The sequence below is a fragment of the Fusibacter sp. QWL-12 genome (genome assembly GCF_058683495.1).
This window is the reverse complement of the sequence record NZ_CM178745.1, coordinates 3,044,584-3,065,670: the sequence shown is the minus strand read 5'-3', so window position 1 is coordinate 3,065,670 and position 21,087 is coordinate 3,044,584. Positions and strand designations below refer to the sequence as shown.

The 21,087-nt window shown below is 39.0% G+C and carries 22 protein-coding genes; 5 read left to right on the top strand and 17 right to left on the bottom strand.

Annotation, left to right across the window (positions count from 1 at the left end):
• Positions 1-82 precede the first annotated feature (82 nt).
• The 10 genes from AC4PID_RS14675 to AC4PID_RS14630 form a co-directional block, all read right to left on the bottom strand.
• Positions 83-3,151 carry a UvrD-helicase domain-containing protein gene (locus AC4PID_RS14675; protein ID WP_492132739.1) on the bottom strand — a complete coding sequence of 1,023 codons (3,069 nt, stop codon included), beginning with the start codon at positions 3,149-3,151 and terminating at the stop codon, positions 83-85.
• A 66-nt stretch (positions 3,152-3,217) separates the two neighbouring features.
• A complete protein-coding gene (locus AC4PID_RS14670; protein WP_492132738.1) occupies positions 3,218-3,451 on the bottom strand; it encodes a single-stranded DNA-binding protein in 234 nt (77 codons plus the stop codon).
• A 111-nt stretch (positions 3,452-3,562) separates the two neighbouring features.
• The gene (locus AC4PID_RS14665; RefSeq protein WP_492132737.1) at positions 3,563-3,955 is read right to left on the bottom strand and encodes a resolvase; all 393 of its coding nucleotides are present in this window, start codon (positions 3,953-3,955) and stop codon (positions 3,563-3,565) included.
• A 128-nt stretch (positions 3,956-4,083) separates the two neighbouring features.
• Positions 4,084-5,748, bottom strand: coding sequence for a recombinase family protein (locus tag AC4PID_RS14660; RefSeq protein ID WP_492132736.1), 1,665 nt, complete (start codon positions 5,746-5,748; stop codon positions 4,084-4,086).
• Entirely contained in the window at positions 5,684-6,661 is a 978-nt protein-coding gene (locus AC4PID_RS14655; protein ID WP_492132735.1) for a recombinase family protein, read from the bottom strand. Before AC4PID_RS14655 ends, AC4PID_RS14660 begins: the two co-directional genes overlap by 65 nt.
• Positions 6,658-8,262 carry a recombinase family protein gene (locus tag AC4PID_RS14650; protein ID WP_492132734.1) on the bottom strand — a complete coding sequence of 535 codons (1,605 nt, stop codon included), beginning with the start codon at positions 8,260-8,262 and terminating at the stop codon, positions 6,658-6,660. The genes AC4PID_RS14655 and AC4PID_RS14650 overlap by 4 nt, the downstream gene beginning before the upstream one ends.
• An 80-nt stretch (positions 8,263-8,342) precedes the next feature.
• Positions 8,343-8,555, bottom strand: coding sequence for an SHOCT domain-containing protein (locus AC4PID_RS14645; protein WP_013273391.1), 213 nt, complete (start codon positions 8,553-8,555; stop codon positions 8,343-8,345).
• 644 nt (positions 8,556-9,199) lie between these two features.
• Positions 9,200-9,655, bottom strand: coding sequence for a sigma factor-like helix-turn-helix DNA-binding protein (locus AC4PID_RS14640; RefSeq protein ID WP_492132733.1), 456 nt, complete (start codon positions 9,653-9,655; stop codon positions 9,200-9,202).
• A 289-nt stretch (positions 9,656-9,944) separates the two neighbouring features.
• On the bottom strand, positions 9,945-11,144 hold the full coding sequence (locus AC4PID_RS14635; RefSeq protein ID WP_492132732.1) for an IS110 family RNA-guided transposase: 1,200 nt from the start codon (positions 11,142-11,144) through the stop codon (positions 9,945-9,947).
• Positions 11,145-11,609: 465 nt separating this feature from the next.
• Positions 11,610-12,200, bottom strand: a complete 591-nt coding sequence (locus AC4PID_RS14630) for a hypothetical protein (RefSeq protein WP_492132731.1) — start codon at positions 12,198-12,200, stop codon at positions 11,610-11,612.
• Positions 12,201-12,379: 179 nt separating this feature from the next.
• Here AC4PID_RS14630 and AC4PID_RS14625 point away from each other — a divergent pair, with 179 nt between their 5' ends.
• Together AC4PID_RS14625 and AC4PID_RS14620 are read left to right on the top strand one after the other, a co-directional pair.
• Complete coding sequence (locus AC4PID_RS14625) at positions 12,380-12,802, top strand: helix-turn-helix domain-containing protein (RefSeq protein WP_492132730.1); 423 nt, start codon at positions 12,380-12,382, stop codon at positions 12,800-12,802.
• 65 nt (positions 12,803-12,867) lie between these two features.
• Positions 12,868-13,380 carry an ImmA/IrrE family metallo-endopeptidase gene (locus AC4PID_RS14620; RefSeq protein WP_492132729.1) on the top strand — a complete coding sequence of 171 codons (513 nt, stop codon included), beginning with the start codon at positions 12,868-12,870 and terminating at the stop codon, positions 13,378-13,380.
• 36 nt (positions 13,381-13,416) lie between these two features.
• On the opposite strand, the gene AC4PID_RS14615 is transcribed toward AC4PID_RS14620, so the two are convergent.
• Genes AC4PID_RS14615 through AC4PID_RS14590 form a run of 6 tightly spaced genes read right to left on the bottom strand, consistent with a single transcriptional unit; the run spans position 13,417 to position 17,862 of the window.
• Positions 13,417-13,767 carry a hypothetical protein gene (locus AC4PID_RS14615; RefSeq protein WP_492132728.1) on the bottom strand — a complete coding sequence of 117 codons (351 nt, stop codon included), beginning with the start codon at positions 13,765-13,767 and terminating at the stop codon, positions 13,417-13,419.
• A gap of 17 nt (positions 13,768-13,784) precedes the next feature.
• Positions 13,785-14,474, bottom strand: a complete 690-nt coding sequence (locus AC4PID_RS14610; RefSeq protein ID WP_492132727.1) for a TIR domain-containing protein — start codon at positions 14,472-14,474, stop codon at positions 13,785-13,787.
• A 28-nt stretch (positions 14,475-14,502) separates the two neighbouring features.
• The gene (locus tag AC4PID_RS14605) at positions 14,503-14,985 is read right to left on the bottom strand and encodes a TIR domain-containing protein (RefSeq protein ID WP_492132726.1); all 483 of its coding nucleotides are present in this window, start codon (positions 14,983-14,985) and stop codon (positions 14,503-14,505) included.
• Entirely contained in the window at positions 14,985-16,409 is a 1,425-nt protein-coding gene (locus AC4PID_RS14600) for an SIR2 family protein (protein WP_492132725.1), read from the bottom strand. Before AC4PID_RS14600 ends, AC4PID_RS14605 begins: the two co-directional genes overlap by 1 nt.
• Before the next feature lie 31 nt (positions 16,410-16,440).
• The gene (locus AC4PID_RS14595; RefSeq protein WP_492132724.1) at positions 16,441-17,022 is read right to left on the bottom strand and encodes a hypothetical protein; all 582 of its coding nucleotides are present in this window, start codon (positions 17,020-17,022) and stop codon (positions 16,441-16,443) included.
• Positions 17,023-17,031: 9 nt separating this feature from the next.
• On the bottom strand, positions 17,032-17,862 hold the full coding sequence (locus AC4PID_RS14590) for a DUF4139 domain-containing protein (RefSeq protein ID WP_492132723.1): 831 nt from the start codon (positions 17,860-17,862) through the stop codon (positions 17,032-17,034).
• Positions 17,863-17,952: 90 nt separating this feature from the next.
• On the opposite strand from AC4PID_RS14590, the gene istA reads away from it, so the two are divergent.
• From istA to AC4PID_RS14575, 3 genes are read left to right on the top strand one after another with little or no spacing between them, the layout of a single operon-like run.
• Positions 17,953-19,434 carry an IS21 family transposase gene (gene istA, locus AC4PID_RS14585; RefSeq protein ID WP_492132722.1) on the top strand — a complete coding sequence of 494 codons (1,482 nt, stop codon included), beginning with the start codon at positions 17,953-17,955 and terminating at the stop codon, positions 19,432-19,434.
• Positions 19,431-20,204 (top strand): IS21-like element helper ATPase IstB, encoded by a 774-nt coding sequence (istB, locus tag AC4PID_RS14580; protein WP_492132721.1) that lies wholly within the window; start codon positions 19,431-19,433, stop codon positions 20,202-20,204. The genes istA and istB overlap by 4 nt, the downstream gene beginning before the upstream one ends.
• Positions 20,194-20,376: a hypothetical protein gene (locus tag AC4PID_RS14575; protein ID WP_492132720.1), complete on the top strand. Its 183-nt coding sequence runs from the start codon at positions 20,194-20,196 to the stop codon at positions 20,374-20,376. The genes istB and AC4PID_RS14575 overlap by 11 nt, the downstream gene beginning before the upstream one ends.
• Positions 20,377-20,503: 127 nt before the next feature.
• Here AC4PID_RS14575 and AC4PID_RS14570 read toward each other — a convergent pair whose 3' ends face one another.
• On the bottom strand, positions 20,504-21,067 hold the full coding sequence (locus AC4PID_RS14570) for a hypothetical protein (protein WP_492132719.1): 564 nt from the start codon (positions 21,065-21,067) through the stop codon (positions 20,504-20,506).
• Positions 21,068-21,087 lie beyond the last annotated feature (20 nt).

Here is a 21,087-nt window from a genome sequence, read left to right as displayed (position 1 = left end):
CCTCTACGCCATCATTTGTTTTTGTGATCCTTTAACATAAATTATACTTCAATAGATGTCCAATAAACGTCTCTGTGATTCTTTACTCAATAGCAATCACATACAATTCGTTTAGTGCTCTCGTATATGCTACGTATTTTTCGTTTTGAGTCATCTGATATGGTAATGCATAAACTTTTTCGAATTCTAGCCCTTTAGCTAGGTTTATTGGGATGACATTTAAGAAGCCTCTTCTTACTTCACACTCGTCGTCACTAATCACATTGACTTTTTCATTGGCGTTAAGAAGATATTTTGATTCTATGCTTTCATATAATGCAATGTCTTTGATGATAAACGCGATTCTATCGCTGTCGTTAAGCTTAATTTCAGAACTCAACTTAGTTATATCATAGTGTTTTACAGAACCATCAATCCCAATTGGCATCATATCAATGGCAAACTCAGAGTTTATAAACTCCGTTATCTGGTGAGCATTTCGATAATTTTCATTTATACCAAACGTCATCCAATGGTTGTCCACCATTTGTTTTACTTGATCTTCGTTCATTCCCTTAGGATTGATACTTTGCTTTATATCTCCAAATAGATTGAATACAGCATTAGGAAATACATGCTTGTACAGCGATATTTCGGTAAATGCATAGTCTTGAAACTCATCAACAAATAATAGTGTACGTTTATCATGTAGACTATTAAAAATTACATTGCACCCCACCAAATGTAGAAACACTTCAAATTCATAAGTGAAGTTGCAATCTATTTGATTGTCTTTCTTTATATCAACAATCATTTGCTGGATAACTTCAGACAAGTAATCATGGTTGTTCCTATTAACAAACTGTTCAAATCGATTTATTCTCTCTACTAGTTCTTTATATCTGTTCAATAGTTGCAATACAGTGCTATAACGAACGCTAAGCTGCGGAAATCTGTTTAAGATGTCTTTAGTTTTGTCGCTGCGATTTTCAGAAACGTTAAAAGACCTAAACACATCACTAAATATATTATCTGCTATCGATACTTCATCTGTATTAATCCCATTTTTTTGTTTATAGACTGTTTTTTCAGATAATGTCCAGTTACTGATCAAATGTTCTAGTATTTCTTTTTTGCCTTTCAATGTTCTGTCATTTGAATTTGCTATTAGAGAATCGTTGATACTTTTTAATTTTTTTGTTGCGTTTTCCATTGGCAGATTTGCAACGGTCTTTTTTACATCCTCATAGATGCTATTTAATAATGTGTTCTTCTCAACTGCATCCGTAGTGCTAGTAAGCACTACGCCTTCTTCACAGAACGGCCTATACTCATCTAATATTCTCGCATCTTCGAGTTCAATAAACTTCTTACGCTTTTCACTGTTAGATAATACTATTGCGATGATTTCTTCTCTAAATGCTTTAATAAAACTATCACTATAGACACGCTTAACTAACTCAGCATCTATAAATGAGTTCGATGTGATTTTTCTGAAATTTAAATTGATAAAGACATCGTGTTGATTGTAGTACTGTCTTATCAAACTAGCATTGAATAGTCCAATTGCCAGCCTATTCGCCGAATTAATCTTCAGCGTACGCGACAATTCATCATTTTCTAGATTCAGCAACCGTGTTGGCGAAATTATATATATACTCTTGATATCCAATTCTTGATTATTAAACACCATATACGAAAGACGATGCAGCATGATCATTGTCTTTCCTGAACCAGCACACCCCAATACAAGCATACTTTTCAATTCGTTATAGGTGATTATTTCATACTGATTTTTTTGGATTGTCTGAATAATATCGTGAGTCTTCTTATCTCCTCTGTTTGCACTAATGACTTTTAACAGGAATTCATCAGAAATCACGTGATCTTCGACATCACTAGCTCCGTAATCTCCTTTTTTAGAGTATTTATCAAAAAAGCCACAATATGTACCTGAAATAATCTCAAAATCACGTACTAGTGAAAGATTCCTCTCTTCATTCCCAATATAGATATTATATTGGTAGTATAAATTGCAGGCTTTATCTCTCCAATCAACAACCAGATTATTAATTGCATTCTTGCCAATATAAAATTTTAAATTCTTACCATGATCAACCCGAGCAAAATATGGATTATTTCTAATCTCTCGCCATAAATCCAACTTTGCATAAGCAATCTGATGCTGTTGATATATCGTTGAATCAAAACTATCAGAAAAATCATTATATCCATACTTAATGAGTTGCTCTTCTTCATTCGCACTTTTCAGATTTTTGTCTGCGATTTCGCAAACCTTGATAAAATACTGTTGTTCAACTTGGTCTTCTTGCTCATTTTTTGGATTTTTTAAGAACTCTTCTCTCTTTAAAAGTTTGTCCGTTTTTTGTATAAACAGATGTTTGCCAATTGCATCTGGATATGCGAAGGTAGTAGTCTTTGCTTGGCCATTGAAACTTACATGCATGTAACTTTTAGTTGTATCAAACTCAACAAATACACCTTCTCCATAAACTTCATGATAGAGAGGTGTCACATTCTTTTTAAATCCTCCGGATAATTCGATCTCTTTTATTTTTTCTAACCTTAATTGTTCTTGTATCCGACGCTCTTCTTCCTGCTTTTTTTCAAATTCTAGTTTTTCCTGAATTCTGCGTTCTGCATCCTTCTTTCTTTGGATTTCTTGCTGCTCTTGCCGCTTTCTTTCCTCTTCCTGTCTTTTCCGAAATTCCAGTTGTTCTTGTCGTTTTCTTTCTTCTTGTCTCCTCTGTAGTTCTAATTGTTCTTGTCGTTTACGCTCCTCCTCTTGTTTCCTATTTATCTCTATTTGTTCTATCCGTAGACGCTCAGTTTCTTTCTCCTGTTTCAGCTTTAACTGCTCTTGACGGTCTTGTTCTTCTGCTTGTGGCTGTTGTTGTAGGGTATTACGTTCTAGTGGGTTCGTAACAAACAAGGTTTTTCCAACAACAGACTTATCACGTTCATGTTTTCTGTATTTATATTCAACAATTATTGTCTTTTCCTTAATCGCACAGACTGTCACCATATCTCCATTTTGGGCAAATAACTTCTGTCCGGTTCTAATTCCAGTCTCAATATCATATGTATCTTCAGTTTCTTTTTTTGTATCTTCCACAATCTTTTTTTTCTTAAAAAAATCGAATAATCCCACTTCAACACCCCTTTTTCTCAAATATGCTTAGTCTGTTTTGCATTCATATAGAATCTTGGCTTTGAATCAAATGCAAACATATCTCTGTTGCCCCGATGAAGTCTTTTCGCTCGGAACAACCCCAATATCAACTGTTTTTATATAATTGAGAAATAAGGTACCAAGGAGCAATCGATCACTGCGTGAAATCCGGTTCCATTCATATCCCTTGAACAGATCCCGTAATAGGAATACTTCCCCGGATAATAGATTTGATATTTCAGCCTTTGCTTTATCTAATAATTCATTCACAGTTGGCATTTTCTTACCTCCCACATGGATAACAATATCAACAACATTGTTATGTTAATTGTACCCCTATGAGAAGATTTTCACAAGAAGATTCGACCAAATATTTGGAAATTATACCATCTACAACATTCTAAATTCTGCCTGCATCACTGACTCTTCCTCTTCTGCCCAGAGCTGCTCCATGTCTTCTCGGGCTGCTACTGGGAATTCTTTAGGTACTGCTTCTCCCATCTGTATTGGAGCTAAGTGTGGAATAATCTCTCGGCATAAATCCTGATCCGGGCAATTCATTAGAAATCCACCAAATACTGATTCGCAAATCAATCTGTCACACATATCCGTCATGATAATCTTATCCGCTGTAAAAGCATTCTTCCCAATGAAATTAGCAATGTTTTCTGCTGTCATCTTGAACATATAATCGGTATGCGTTCCTTGATCTTCTCTTTTAAAAACACAGGCATATCCAAGGTTACCGTCTTCCATGAGTTCATATAATTCATCTCTCGTCATCGTCAGTTCTCCATTCGTAGTGCTACTTGGACAGCAGTTAAGTTTCACAGCCTTAGCTCATCCAAACAGATAAACCGCAGCTACATATACAGCCACGGCCATTATTCCTTATCTGATATTCCTATTTATTAGTCTTCGTAGTAGTCAACACTCTCTGTCATCACAATCCCGGAGTGAAACTGTATGGTAATTTTCATGCCCTTATTCACCTTGATGCTGTAGATTAACCTTTTCACCAGTTCTTGATCAAACTCTCTTACCTCTGGGTTTACGGTCTTGATTGCCTTGTCCAGTTCATCAACTCTTTCAGCATAGTTCTCAGCTTGCTTCTGTGCCCTTACAACCTGTAATTTCGCCTGTTTTAGCTCGTTTATCTGCTCAGATAATTGTCGATATTCTTCATCAAATTCTTCGCTTACAGCGCCTTGTCGTGCGTTATCTTCGATGAGCGCCAACATCTGTTTTTGCAAGGCATCGATCTGGTCATCGTATTCCGTTGTAACCCCTTTGGTACTATAGTTACCTATTACTCGGATCACGTTCTCTCGAAAGGTCCCGATAAAGTCGCCATTATTCTCTACTACCTTATTGATTGCCTTCATGATTGCATCGTGCAGTTGTTCTTCTTTCAGGGTTGGCGAGTGATGGCATTTGGAGCTTGTCCCTTGCTTAAGTCTGTCCTCACAGCGCCATACTGCTGATTTCTGACCATATTTAGACCATGTCTGTCTTCTGTATGAGTGTCCACATTCTCCGCAAGTCAGGAGTTCCGTCAGCACATACTTTGAGCTGTATTTGCTCTTTTCTTTCTTAGCCTTATTTGCCTTTCTTGTTACTGCAGCTTTGTTGAGACTTGCTCTTCTGGCTTTCTCCACCTGTACTTGGTGAAACAGCTCTTTCGGGATAATCGCCTCATGGTTGTCTTCGATATAGTACTGTGGTGCATACCCTTGGTTCTTGACCTTCTTCTTCGTTAGGAAGTCGATGGTGTAGGTTTTCTGCATGCAGGCATCTCCGCAGAACTTCTCATTTGAGAGCATCTTATCAATGGTGCCAGGATGCCAGTTTTCAAGTCCTGTTACGGTCTTTATGCCGTCATCTTGGAGCCCTTTGGTAATTTGTATAATGCTTTTCCCTTCCAGATACTCTCTGAAAATTCGTTTCACAATCACCGCTTCATCCGGGACGATGATGAGGTTACCATCAGCATCTTTGGTGTAGCCGAGAAACTTCTTATGGTTTACTGATATGATGCCATTTTCAAATCGTCTGGTTAATCCCCATCTTGTATTCTCGCTGATATTCCGGCTTTCCTCCTGCGCCTGACTGCTTAGGATCGTAATCAGGAGTTCGCCACCGCTTTCCATGGTGTTGACGCCCTCTTTTTCGAAGATTACCGGTACATTCTTTTCTTTAAGCTTTCGTATGCACTGCAGCGCATCAACTGTGTTTCTTGCGAATCTGCTAACCGATTTTGTCAGTACCAGATCCACTTTTCCAGCCATACATGCATCGATCATGGCATTGAAATCGTCACGTTTCTTTGTCTGTGTGGCGCTTTTGCCATCGTCAGCGAATATTCCGGCACACTTCCAGTTTGGGTTGCTATTGATTTTTTCTGTATAATAATCGACCTGTGCTTCGTAGCTACCTTCCTGCTGTTCTAGAAGCGTACTGACTCTGCAATAAGCGGCCACTCTAAGTGTTTTCTGTTCTACTCGCACATGCCTATCGTATTTCATTTGAGGCGGTATGATTGCTACAGTCTTTTTTGCTACTGCCATGGTTACCATCCTTTCTTTGGGTTTCTATGGGTCGTTCTATGATGATGCCACCTATAAATTCAACCGCTATCTTGGTTTCTTTATAAATGGTCATCTGCTTAATGATCGTTTTGAACAGTTCCTCGTTAAATTCCGTCAAGGTGCTGGTTTCCACAAGAGCTTCTTTCAATCTCTCAGCATTTCTTGGTTGATCATATACTTTAGCCCCTGCATAGTAGAGCTTCGCTCTCCTGAGTATCAGTTCTGGCAGCTCCGGATTGGAGTAGTCACCTTCCAGCTCTAGTTCCTTAATCCGGTTTTCTGTCTCTCTTAAATCCAAGCTCATCTTCGGCGGTTCTTGCGGTTTGATTTTTTCGATCAGCCACCTTTGCCTTAATAGTTGATTGGTAGCTTCTATAAAAATCGCTTTCAAGTCCTCATCGGTGAAGAAATGGTTTTTGCATAAAACTCGGTTTTGGTAGATATAATGTTTGCACTTCCATTTGACCTTTTCAGAAGGCTTTCCAGCGTGCTCGATGTACTTCTTGTAGTTTTCACCACATTCGCCGCATCGGATCATGCCACTAAAAACCGTTTGATTTCGAATGGCTTGCACTTGCTGTGTTCTACTGAGCTTTTTCTCTACGCTTACCCGTCGCTCCTGTGCCCTTTTAAAGGTCTCATCGTCAATAAGTCTTGGATATAATTCGTCCCCTTGATACCTGATGTTCTGCAGGATCTTCCCCACTGAACCATGATTCCAATTCGGTTTCTTGTTGGCATTCAGTACACCCATTGCTGTCAGATCTTTTGCGATGGCAAACATTGACTTCCCAGCGATGTAATCTGTAAAAATTGATTTTACCGTTTTCGCAGGTTCCTCTTGTATTTCTACTGCTCCATTCACCATCTTGTATCCCATGGGCATATGTCTTTGCATCATTCCTGCTCACCACCTGTTCCTGCCTTCTCCATCAACTCCAGTCCATTAACCAGTTTGAAGGTTATCGTATTCTTTTGACCGATAATCACCTGCTCCACTGTATGTCTAAAGAGGCTTTCATCATAATCCTCCATAATCTCTGGGTTATAGCGGATGATTTCAAGCAGTCTTTGAGTACCAGCGATCTCCTTTTCGAACCCATTGGAATCCAGAAGGCTGTTCCTTTTTCTCTTCGTTTCTTCAAGTTCAACATTCAGAGCATTTTGTTTCTGTATAAAAAGAGCAGAGTCCACATATCCCTTTTGCGCTACTCGGCTCAGGATATGGCTCTGCTCAGTCAGTTCCATGATCTTATGGCTTAATTCTTCAATTTCAGTTTCTTGTTCCTTATTGATTCGAAGATTCTTAAGGGAGTCCAGCATCGGGACGAGTATCTCCCCATAATTGCTGACAAGTTTATTCCACATTGTCAGATAGGCATCTTTGATGATGTCCTCACGAACCGGCTTCATTTTGCACATTGCACTGTTCTTAATGTGGTTCGTACAGCTCCATTGGATTTTCTCATAAGGCTTACCGATATAGATCTTTTGCCTTTTAAATGAGCCATTGCATTCACTGCACATGATTTTGCTGCTGAACTCGTACCTGTTTTGATATTTTTCACTGCGGTCATTCCCCATCTGGTTTCTTCGATATTCATAAATCTCCCGAACCAACTGTCCTTGTTCTCTGGTGATAATCGGATCATGGTTATCTTTAATAAAAAACTGAGGCATCTCGCCACGATTTCGTTTCTTCGTGAACGGGAGTACCTCAGTGGTGTAGGTTTTCTGTAAGATCAGATCACCTTCATATATAGGATTTTGTAGAATCTCTTTCACTGTACTTTCATTCCAAGTTTCTGCCGTTCTAACGGTTGGAACTTGGTCTTTATTTAAATCTCTGGCGATGATGTAGGATCCTTTCCCACCCAGATACTCCAGATAAATTCGGCGTACTATTTCCGCCTCATCTTCTTTAATCACCAGTTCGCCATCTTCATCCTTCGTATATCCATAAGCCACTGTGCTGAGCCTATAGCTACCATCCCTGAATCTCTTTTGAATACCCCAGCGGTTGTTGGTCGAAATGCTTTCGGATTCCCCTTGTGCCAAGGAGCTCAAAATCGTCAGCATCTGTTCGCTTTGCTCTGATAGGGTGTTGAGGTTCTCTTTTTCAAAGTATACTGTAACTCCAAGGGATTTCAGTTTCCGGATGGCTTCTATGCTATCAACTGTATTTCTAGCAAACCGAGTGACCGATTTCGTGATGATGATATCGATATTGCCATTTTCGCATTCATGCATCATTCGCAGAAATTCATCTCGACTCTTAACCTTTGTTCCACTTTTTGCTTCATCCGCAAAGATGCCAACAAATTCCCAATCCTCACTTTTTCCGATATAGCTTTCGTAATATTCCACTTGAGCCACATAGGATGTGTGCTGCTTGGTGGAATCCGTGCTGACTCTGCAGTAAGCGCAAACCCGTTTTTTCGGTCTGAGGGTTTGGATGACATTCTGTCTCACCGGTTCTATTTTAGTTACTTTCTTTGCCATATGCGGTTTCCTCCTTTCTAGGCATGTGCCCCTTCTTAGCAACACACAATACTCCAAAGGCTGGAACATAGCAAGTGTTTTTACGCATATACCTTAGCAAGCTGTGGGGAGAAGGATTGGCGGTTCAAATGATCGATTTTTTCGTACTCTTCCTCGCTCACGATGCCTCTTCTCATCAGAATGTCTAACATCTTCAGTGCCATTTTATATTGAACTTCACCCTTGGATTGCTCTCTGGTCATTCCATGAAGTTTCGCTTCTTCTTCCCCGATTTTAGTTAAATCAAAATCCATATCTTTTGCCTCCAATCTTTCATTTTGCTTAATATCACAAAAATAGGGATTGCCTTTCTCCTGACACCCGCATCCGCGAACACCAGAAGAAAGCAAGTCTATAGACTCTTGCAATCCCCATGGCTTCTGACATTAAGTCAGTTTTTATTCGTTCACACACTGTATTTGACACAACTTCCCCAGTGCATAGCCTTTTTCAAGACTTAAGGGCGGTTTCATAAACTGAGGTCAGTTTACCTCATCATAGGATTCTCACCTCCTCCGGGATCTCCGCAGGCTGCCCCCATTGCGATGTCTATGGCTGGACAGAAGTATCATTGTAGGCTGATGAGGTTATGGCAAAACAGTCGAACTGTTTGGAACCGTAGTTCCAACGCTCTGCTTATGGATCAGATGGACCCGCTCGCACCTTATTGTTGGCCGCATTTATAAAATCAGAAAATCTCCCAAGAGAAAAAATCCATTTGCATGGATCTGTTCTGACCTTACAGGTGGTCATTGCGCATCTACCCGTGTCGCTTACCCTTTTCAGGCTCATCAGCTAACGTATTTATGAAACCGGATATTTATTTTTCAAGGTTCAAATGAGAAGATGAAAAGACCCCCTCACTTACTTCCACGATGAGCGAGGGGGTTGAGCGGATTTATTTTTGATTTTCCAAAAGTTTTTTTAGCTTACGGAGTATTCTCGCTTTCCTATCGTTTATGGTTTTCTGAGGAATTCCAACGTTCTTAGCGAATTCTCGTTCCGTTAAACCTTGGTAAAACAGTGCATGAATCATTTCTAATTCATCAGCACTGAGTAACCCCAGGCTCTCTTTAAGTTTTGCAATCATCACAGCCTTGATCGCTATTTCTTCTACATTTGTCTCTTCATCTACAAACTGGGCATCTGCATCCATCAATCGTTCCAACGAATCCTCTCTGCTTGGAATAAAAAAAGCGACTTGCTTGGTTTCATCCAAAACAAATCGCTCTACTTTAAGGTCATATTCAAGATATTGAAGCCTTCTCTCACTTTGTCTTAAAACTGCAATCACCTCTTCACTTGCAGCTGGGTACATCTTTCGATAATTTGGTATTCTTCTTTCATGTGCCATTTTTCATATCTCCTTTTCTGATTTCTAAAGTGTCTTTGAGCAACATCAGAAAAAAGGAGGTGAATGGCATTTGAGCTTTAAACAACATACTGACTTTTTCATCTGACCTCCTAAAAATGGGCAGAAAAACCTGCTAAGAAAAATCAAGAAGAACTTTTGAATTCTCAGTCAAGTTTTCGATGCAATAAAAAAACACCATCTTCGAAAAGATGATGTTTTAAGCACGACAAATAGGCTAACTGATTACCTGAAGTTAGCCTGCTTTTTATTGAAATTGCTTTTATAAATGTTATTGCAGTTCCATAACCCTCGCATAATAAATGCGTAAGAACTTGTTTAAAGCTGCAATTTTAGCTACCTTTTTTGCCTTTCCTTCTGCTTCCTTTTTCAACATATACTGATATACTGCGGCATCATTCACAGGCTGTATTGCTTTTAAGCATTTCATGACTTCATAACCAGTTTTTCTAAGTAATGATGATCCACGTTTGGATATCTTTCTCCTTGTGCCTACGAAATTACCAGATTCAAAAGGTGGAGAATCTAACCCCGCATAGGCGACTAATGCACTTCCATTGTGAAATTTTCTAACGTCTCCTATTTCCGCAATTAGTCTTGGTGCCAGGACATCGCCGACACCACTCATCGCTCTAACGGTCTCATATTCTTTTAAAGTACTTGCCGTGACCTGCAGCTGTGTTAAAATATTTTGTAGAGTCTTGTTGATTTCACCAAGCACTCTGACTGCTTCTAGCACGAGCATTTTCGTCGATGGTGTGCTAGAAGAGAGCGTTGGAATACCACTGCTGGCAATGGCGTAGATTTTTCTCGCCTTGGATTCACTGGCGTGGTATTTCTTCTTTTTAGCCCATTCTTGATAGCTCTTAATAAAGTCTTCCTCGCTTAATTTTGTGATGTTGTCGTAATGCCAATAATGCTCAACGAAATCACTGAGTTTGTCTCTTGTTGGATAATCAGATCGTTTCCCTGAAAGTAATTTTTTTATGCCAGGCATCGTTCTGTCCAATATGCCGTTAAGAGACAACTTGCTGTCTATCTTCATTCGAATATAATGAGAATACTGCCTTCCGAGAAATTTGAGTTCTTCATAAACTTCTTCGCTAGGTTCATGCCTTCGTAGATGAAACCAATTATCGAGACCATAATTTGCAATCCTCACAGAATCAATCTTATCCGTTTTGCCTTTCCTAATAGCTGTTGAGGCGTATTTTTTCATCACGAGTGGATTGATGATGCTAACGAAGATTTTCTTCTCTGTAAAAACGCTTAACAGCGGTAGATGATAGGCTCCCGTTGCTTCTAATACTACTCTTACCTCGTTGCCAAGCTTTAATATGGTATCTGCTAACTTTGATACCGCTTCTTCTGTGTGAACGATTTCTGTTGGTGATAAAAGGACTTCACCATATGGCTTTAAAATGCAAACCATGCTTTTTTCTTTTGATACATCGATTCCAACGCTTATCATAACAACCTCCATGAGTTATTGTAATTGCAATCCATCTGCACTCATTGCCCATTCAGTTTGGTTAGTTACACGAACGCTATCTGGTTCAACCTGCTTAATCGAATGCTCACAATAAGAGATGGCTGACAGTTTTTATTGACGGATGCAAGGATCCAAAAAAGCCCACGCCAGACCAATTACCCTCTCATTGTAAAAAAATAAGTGCAAACGCTCAACATCACTAAGAATGTCTTGCATTTACACTTTTATCGTACCAAAAAGCCGAGAATAACATTTCTGTTAGACTCGGCTTTGGCTGCCAGCTTTAAGCGAATTTAGGCATGATTAAACCCCATAACTAAAATAGTCATGGGGCTGATTTGCCTTATATATATGTGTTTTAAAAATGCCATAATTCGCCAGCATAGTCAGTGTAACATGTCAGTTGTCGGAAAGCAGTAGGGACTCCGTCGGGTTTATATCGGGTTATAGTCGGGAATTTGTCGGGGCAGTTCCGCTTTGAAAAAAGTTAGGTATTTCAATGTCATCATTGATTGGACCAAAAATCCCCCGCATTGACGGAATGGTATAACCCCATAGGCAGATTGCAAAGAGCTCCAGCGCTTCTTTCTTTTTATCAAAGTATGTGCTGCGTTCGAGATTCAATAGCTCTAGCATCTCAAATTCGGAGTACTTATACACCGTCAGATATTGCTTGCTTAGAATCTCATGATAAAGCTTCCCATTGTCCGGATAGTCATAGATCTTGTTCATCGCATTGTCAATCAAAGCAATCAACCATTGAGTTTCAAAAAGGGATTTCACTTTTTCAGAAAAGCGATCCTGCTCGAACTCCGGTGCGTAATTCGCCAAATATTCCAGTGCCTCTTCCATTGTTCTACTGCAATAAATCTCAGCACTTTCACAAACTTCAAGAGCTCGGCTGGATGCGGACCAAACTACCGGCCTATATATCTTAAGGAGTAGCTTTGTTTTATGCAGGACACCCTCCCTTTCAATATTCAATCCCTTGAACATTAGCGAACATTGTTTCATAACCTTACTTTCTTTTCTCATGGCATCAACCCTTCCTTATATTTCATGTTGACTAATATCAACGGTTAGTGGTATATTTATTACGCACGATGTTGCGTGCAACATAGTCAAATTATAACCGAACTTATGTTCTTTTGTCAATCGGAATATAGTGCACCAGGCTGCATAAAAAAGCAGCAGAAAAGGAAGGAGTTAAGGCCATGTTATTTGGTGATCGAATTAAAGAACTCAGGAATTTGGCTGATATGAGTCAGCAGGAATTGGCGAACAGGACAGGTCTTTCATTACGCTCCATTCAGAATTATGAGAGCAATCAGCGCTATCCGAAGGATGTGGCTATCCTAAATAAGCTTTGTGCCGCATTAGGCACAACCATTGAGGAGCTGATGAAAGAAGAAGACCAATTTATTTTGGAAGCAGCATCGAAATTTGGTTCCCGTGGTAAAAATGATGCCGAGAAACTCATTGAAGAAGTTGGCGGACTTTTTGCCGGTGGCGAACTGAATGAAGAAGACAAAGATAAGGTTTTTAGAGCTATTACCGAAATGTATTGGAAAGCGAAAGACAATAATAAAAAGTACACTCCCAAAAAATACAAAAAGAACAGCGGGTCTAATGAATAGTCACTGTCCGTTTTTCGGGATAGTCTGTTTGTTATACTTATTATGCTGGGGGAGGTGAACTTTTCGTGCCAAATAGAGAATATATTCAAAATGTCGCCAATAAGCTAATCAAGAAATTTGATACCCGTGATCCTTTTCAACTATGCCAAGCAATCGGTGTAGAAGTCTTCTACGCTGATCTTGGCAGCCTGAAGGGTATGTACAAATACCTTAAGAAAAACCGGTTTGCAGTCATAAATGAAAATCTGGATCCATTCACTAAGACTCTTGTTTGTGCCCATGAGCTTGGCCATGATATTTTGCATCAGAATCTGGCCAGAAAGGTTTGCCTCCAGGAGTTCATCCTCTATGACATGAAGAGTCGCCCAGAATATGAGGCCAACCTTTTTGCCTCGGAGATTCTTCTTCCTGACGATATCATTTTAAACTTAGCCCGTGACGGCTATGACATTGAGCAGATTTCAAAAGAGCTCTGCACAGACATAAATCTGATTGCTCTTAAGGTATCGTCAATGAATACAAGGGGATATCGGTTCAATAATACAATTGATGCAAAATCTGATTTTCTACGCAAATAAAGAGCCTTCTGTGAAGAAGAGCTCTTTTCTTTTGAGTTAAATAAGCATTATCGTTGTGTCAAACCCTGTGGCTTCAATATCTTGAACAACTTTCCCAAACTCAGTTCCAAAGTTCATCCATTCATTATCCGCAACAACGATGCACTTGTCCCCAGGTATGAAATAACCATGCTGTGACTCTTGCATATACCCTAAGAGCTTTTCAAAGCTTCCAAATTCATAGTTTACACTGTCTGGCATTGTAACTTTGTAATCATTCGGTCCATTCATCCAAACTGGGCACGGATGATATGCTAGTTGACAAGAATAGTGGAATCCTTGGTTGTCTTGAAAAATTACAGTTAAGCACAGTTTGCTAATATCATTACAATTCATACTTTTATTCATCAACGCCAACTCCTCGTCTAGCTTAGTTCTTTTGTGATTGTGTAGCTTGAAATATTCCCTTTGATCTCATATGCCTTATCAATATATTTGTTCATATTGGAAATAAAGTCTGGCCACTTGACCACCGAAATATAACTATAATCGCCATGATGGATAATCGAGCCGTCATCACATTCCTTCGTATTTGGTTCTTTCAAATTAAACATATTACTTGACATAATGTTAAACAGATTAGTATTTTTATACGTAATACAGCCTGAACTACAGCAGCTCTTGCTATCCGTATAATATGAATATGAATTATTTCTATCCGGAACAACTACAGCTAATAAAGCATTTTCAGTACTTGTTACAGAATCCCCATTCTTGTTCTTACGAGAAATTGCTTTCAAGGAATATGAAATCTCTCTCGGGATCCATTGCTCCTTTTCAAGCTTAAAATACTCTTTCATATTTGGAGATATCATTATAATCGTAAGTGTACTGTCATATATTCTATCTTTTAAAAGCTCCCATATCTGATCTTCACTTAAATCTGATAGGTCTTCACCATCTGACTCTGCTTTATAGATATGATCTGAAGAGTCAATTTTTTCTTCAATTTCATTAACATAATCTCTTACAGTACTGCTTCCCCAAATGCTTCCACTAATATTGTTTACATTGTCATCAGCAAATTTATAAGAAATGAAAATTTTTCGTCCCATAGCACACACACCTTTCAATTAATCACTTTTACTTGCCCGCAATATTTGCCGCTTCTTCTATCCATTTTCCAAAATTTTTATATCCATTATCACTTTTCCATGAATACGTTTTGTAGATATCCGATAGAAATACTTTCTTGTTTTCTTTCACATAATAAAATTTGGTTAATGGATTTTTCCCTTTTAAATCTGTTTTCTTGTCTTTGTTTTCTAAATCATGAATGCGTATACCTAAAAAACCATTTCCTTTTTCAGCGCTCTTCTTAATCTCATAATGGACATATTTCCTATCAGCAGTTTCATTTCCAATTAGAATTACGGTTACTGAAGTTCCTTTTAACTGTCCATCAATCCATTCCTTAATTGCCTTGTCACCTTTTTTCTTAACTTCTTCCCAATCGACTGAATCAATAAAACCAGCATCGTTTTTTGTTACACCACTATTTCTAACCTGTGCAGCACGCCACGCATCCCGTTCATAATGAAAGCTGAAAAATACCCTCCTTCCCATTACAGATCACCCCTGACCTCTTTGATAATCGTAGTAATGAGAGTGATTAATTTATCTACATTTGTCTCAGTTCCAAGAGCATCAATAAATTTCAGCAAGTATGGATATTGATCGATATTCTCCTTCACTTTCATCCAGATTTCATTTGCTGCATAACCTGTGGATCCAATCGGAATAATATACTTGTTTTTTTCATTTGCTATTTCGAACTCTCTAATCATTCCATTTGCCACAGTTATACCAGCATCCGTAATCTTATTTCCAAAGATAAAAATTGCTATCCCACAATTTTCTATCATTTCTTGTCTATATTCTTCCCAAGATTCGCTCAGCGTTTTTGTGCCGGACTGAATTTGAGGAAACGGTCTAAGACATAAATGTTCCTCGACATGCTTAAATTTGCTAGTCATTATTTCGTCCAACGCTCCATTGATAATAACACTACCAACCCCAAGGCCAAACCCTGAGATAATACGATAATTTTCAACAACTAACCGCTTTGAAAGGTTATGCATAAAACAAATTGCATCTTCATTCCAGACGTCACCGTATTCTTCTGCACTGCCTGAAATGAAAATATTGTTTATTCTATAATTGGTCTCAATGTCAGTAAGTATTTCTTTTATCTGCTCATAAGAATCAAGCATAACTGCTTCAATTCCATAGCGCCTCAGATCTTTTACTTTCAAGTCTTGTCGGACAGCTGCATACTTAAATTCGTCCTCACTTTCAAAGTCATCTGCAACAACTTTTTTCAAAAAACAATAGTGCGTTCGAGTATTTTCGCCAAGCAGAACTTTTATACGGCTCAATATATATTCTAAGTTCGGATCTTCAAAGCTAAAACCAATAAACAAAAAGGTTTTAGAAATTAAATCACCCTGCAATGCTGTTGTGAAGAGTGGTCTCTTTTGATTGTACGTTTCATAATCATCTTTTGTTATAACAGCTTCAGAAGGATTCCTAACATCACCATGCATTTTATAAACAACTGCATCTCTATCGTATATATTGTTTGCAAGACTATCTTGATTGGCTTTTATATCTGGTTTTCGCTTGTTACTCTTTAGATTATCTTCTATCAATTCATCATAATTTGTTGTCCAGTATGAGATGATAGGCAATCTTGTTAATATCTCAACGTTAACGTTCTGCTGTGCATTTCTAGTGAATTCATTAATTATTCTCTGATTTATGCCATCACGTCTATCACCTTTCTCATTCTTGTAATATTGAGCAACAGCCACTAAATCCGTTTCTTTATCCACATCAAGGCCAATATCTCTAGCTATCACAGATAATAGCTCTTTCCAATTAGCGTAACCTGCAGCCCTCGATAAACCTGCACCAGCAAATATTGCTGCATATCCTTCAATAACTGCTTTCGTATATTCTCTTTTAAATTCTTCTAAGCTTACTGACATAAGTAGCACCCCTCCATTTAATATGTTTTTCTTAATAAGATTTTTCCAATACAAACCCGCTCCAGCTATCCGCATACTGCAGCAGCAATGTCAAAGGCTCTTCGTGTGTTGCAACCGACCGGTTATCATCAACGTACTGCCCATCATGATAAACAATGGCTTGTACTTCTTCTTCCGTGAGATCTATATGTTTTGAAGCAAGATATAGGCTTCTCACTGGAACGCTTAAATACGTTAGATTCTTATTGAAACGATATGGTGGATCCGGCTTATAACCACTTTGCTGTTGTTTATCAGTAGGTTCATTTATAAGATATTGAGGGTTCCCAGGCATCCCCACTTTCCCTAAATCGTGAACCAACGAAACAATGACGCAGCTTTCCGCACTGATATCTGGAGCCAGTGCTTCTCGAATTTTCAGCATAGATTCAGCAACATTGACACAATGCTCAAGTAATCCACTTTCTTTGCAAAGATGATATTTCGTACTTGCCGGAGCCGTAAGCCATGTGGTTTCGTTTTCCATAAAGCTTATTAGCCTATCAAACTGACTTCTCCGTTCGACCACCATGCCCTTTAACGATTCGTACCTTTCGGCGATTTTATTGTCCATATTTTCACCCTACTTTTTCACAATTACTTCAGTACGTCTGTCAATCTTGTACTCAAATCGTACTAATACCTCACTGTCAGCTGGCACAGATAATCTATATTCCAACTGTGTAGCAGTTTTCTTTATAAACTCATGAGAGGACTTTACCATTTCCCAAATGCCCCATACGTATGGTTCAAAGCTGATTTCAGCCTCAGTATTTTTGTGATTTCGAATGATGCACTCATATGTGTAATGTTCGAATCCTGCAGCTTTCTTTCGGTCAACTTCATTGTATTCAAAAGCAATATCAAACGCCTTGCCAATAGATAACTTGAGAGTTTCATCTTTTGCTGTATGCTCAATATGATCTTCACCGATAAATTCAAGTGAGCCATCAGCCTCGTCTTCTTTATACAGCTTTATTTTGCCCTTCGGCATCGCTATGCCAAGTCCATCATCTTTGCGATTAATAAACTCTACAATTACATCCGCCTTCTCTTCATGCAAATCGAGCTTATAGTACTGCTTATACGGAATTTGGTTTCCTGACAAAATACATATTTGTTTCGATTGATTGTCCTTGAGCGTTGTACGCTGGTTTAACGTATACATATGATAGTCGAAGAATGCCTTTTCTTCTGCTTGAGGTGCAGCTGCAGATTCGCAGACATAGTATCTTGAATCAATCTCATCTTCATCATCCTTAAACCGATTAACTTCACCAGCAATAAGTTTTATTTTTGCGTTTTCAAATGACATCCCGCATTTGTTCTCGATTTCTGCCCAACCAATAAGATTTAAGGTTCCATCTTTTAGTTCAACTACATAGCTGTGAATGATACTATAAAAGTGTACCACTTGAGCGGTTTATGATCTCGAATAAGTTTACCACCCGACAATAAAAATCTTGTAAAATGAGTATAGCTATTTTACAGGAGGACGAAAGGTGTGAAAGTCGAAGTGGATATATACAAAGACATTCGCAGTAGCTTTATTGAGGGTGAGTCTCAGCGTCACATCGCGCAGCGATTAGGGATTGCGAGACAAACTGTAAAAAAATACTGTGAAGGAGCTACCCATCCGGATGAGAGAAAGCCGTATCAAAGGCGTCCGGAAATCGTAACCGAGGACATTACCAACTTTATCTTGAAGTGTCTACAAGAAGATCAAGAAGAGAATCTGAAAAAGCAAAAGCACACTTCAAAACGCATTTTTGATCGTCTTGTAGATGAGAAAGACTTTTTAGGAGCCGAATCAACGATACGAAGAGTCGTTCGTGAAATCAAAGGCAGAAAATCCGTCCCTCCGCAGGCAATTGTTCCACTTTCCTATGAACCAGGTGAAGCAATACAGATTGATTGGGGTGAAGTCACTGTATATCTGAACGATGAGAAATTGAAACTATATATCTTCTGTGCTCGGCTTTGCTACAGTTGCGATATATTCGTCCAAGTATTCAAAGCCGCCAATGAAGAATCTTTTCTAGAAGCCCAACAGCGAATGTTTGATTATTTCGCGGGTGTACCTCAGAGAGTCATCTTTGACAACGCTAAGGTTGCCGTTAAAGAAGGTTTTGGACTACATGCCAAGCCACAGGACAAATACCTATCTTTCAGTGCCCACTACGCCTTTGATCTGGATTTTTGCAATCCTGGTAAGGGCAATGAGAAATCATTGGTGGAGAATCTCGTAGGTTATTCTAGACGCAACTTTTTAGTCCCTGTTCCTAGAATAACCAGTGTTGAAGAATTAAACCTCCGTCTTTTAGATGATTGTCTGAAGTACCGCCAAAAGCACAAGGTGGAAAGTCGAAATCATCCTGTAAGCATTCTATATGCCGAAGAGTTGCGACATTTGAACGCAATTGCGCCATACAAATTCGATACAAGTAAAACGATACTTTGTCATGTGGACGATTATTCAACCGTTCGTTTTGATAAAAACAACTATTCTGTACCGGTAAAATTTTTGCGTCAGACGGTGACAGTAAAAGGATTCGGTAATGACATTCAAATTTTACATCAGAATAGAGTAATTGCATCCTATGATCGAGCTTATTCTGAGAGGAAAACATTTTATAAACTTGAGCATTACATCGACCTGTTGGAACGCAAACCACGCTCCATATTCAATGCCAGACCCGTAAAAGAAACAATGGAGAAGGTTCTGCTTGATTGGGGTAAACAACTTCCTGGAGGCAATAAAGAAATGGTCAAGCTGCTCAGACTGTGTGTCGATTATGGAACGGAGCGAATCATTAAGATAAAGAATCTGATCCCCAGCCATGTCGTGCCTACTGTTGACATGATCCGGTCCCATTTGAACGAACCCACTGAATCCTCAGTGATCTACCTGTCAAATGAAATCGGAGTCGATTCAGTCGACCTCACTCAATACGATAAAAAATATGGAATGGCGGTGCACGAATGAGCGTACAAAATCTAAATGCAGAAACGATTGCCCTATACTCAAAGCAGTTGAAGACACCTTCATTTAACCGATATGAGGACGTGATACGCCAGCTGGGTACACAGGGTGGATATGAAGCTTTTTTAATAGAACTCTTAAAACTCGAAAATATATCAAGAATGGAGAGTCGTCAAAAACGTCGAATTCATATGGCAAAGTTTCCCTATGTAAAAACCTTTGACGAGTTAGATCTAAAGCGTTATGAACATGTTTCAGAAGCGACGTTCCACGAGTTAGCCACTTGCGACTTTGTCGATAAACGGCAGAACGTAGTAATGATAGGCAATACAGGCCGAGGGAAAACGCACTGCGCAATATCTCTTGGAATTAAGGCATGCATGCAAGGTATGAATGTTCGGTTCTATACCGCAGCCAATCTTTCCAATGAGCTCATTGAAGCAAGGGAGTATAAACGGCTTTTGAAATTTGAAAGACAGCTTGCTGCAGTGGACTTACTCATTATTGACGAGCTGTCATACATCACCTTTAATCGGCATCAATCAGAACTTCTGTTTAAAGTAATCGCTGACAGAGCCGAAAAGAAAAGTGTTATTGTCTCTAGCAACTTAAAGTTCTCTGAGTGGACTACCTTATTTGAGAACGCGACGATGGTTGCGGCTTTGATTGATCGGTTGACGTTCAGATCTCATGTTTTAAATATGAATGGTGATTCATTTCGCAGAGAACACTCAGAAAAAAGGACAAAGGAGAATGCCGACAATGAGCAATAATGAACGAGAGCATCAGCTTAGCTTGGAAGATTGTTTTTGTGAACTTAAGCACCAATACCAAGACGTGTTAGATGAAAACAAGAAACTTCAGGACTATATAGAACTCATTACAGACCTCTGTAAGAAGCATTACGTTGAGTTTCCGCCATTTGAAGAGCCTGCTGTCTTTTAATTGGGTAATAGCATATTTAAATAATCAAAAGGGAAAGGCTGGCAACGGTTTTTCCCCATATTTAGCAGTTTAGTGGTAAACAAATTCATGATCAAATTTCCCAAAGTGGTAAACAGATTCGTGATCACTACTGGTAAACAAATTCGTGATCAAGTGGTAAAGAAATTCGTTGACATTCACATACATAGCTGGCAGTCCAAGTGAAACCGCCACTCAAATACGAAACCAGAACATCCTCAGCTGCCTTTCCATCTGTTTTCCATACCAATGCAGGTTTTACAATAAGACCGGATGGTAATGATGGAAGGACAAGCTCCGCCTGTGTGTCTAGATAGATTTCTTTCGTCTCCGAATCTTCCAATACACATCTACCGCCGCACTCAACAGACAACAACCGGCAGTTCTTTTTATCTCCAGTCTTACGATCTTTTAAATAAACCTCTTTATCAATATACTTTCTTAGCAATTTGTCTCGATCAACTAGATCAAAATCGTAGTTGAATTCAAGAATATTTATACCGTCAACAATCAGTGAATCCGTTTCAATCTTCTGTGAAACATCTGCATAAATCAGCTCTGTAACCCCATTCTCCAGAAGAACTGTTCTTCTTTCTTTGACAGCACCAAATCCACCATTGTAGATTGTTAATGCTATTTCCTTTGTGTCTTCACGAGTAGAAATTTTCGCCATAAAAAATACACCTCCGTTTA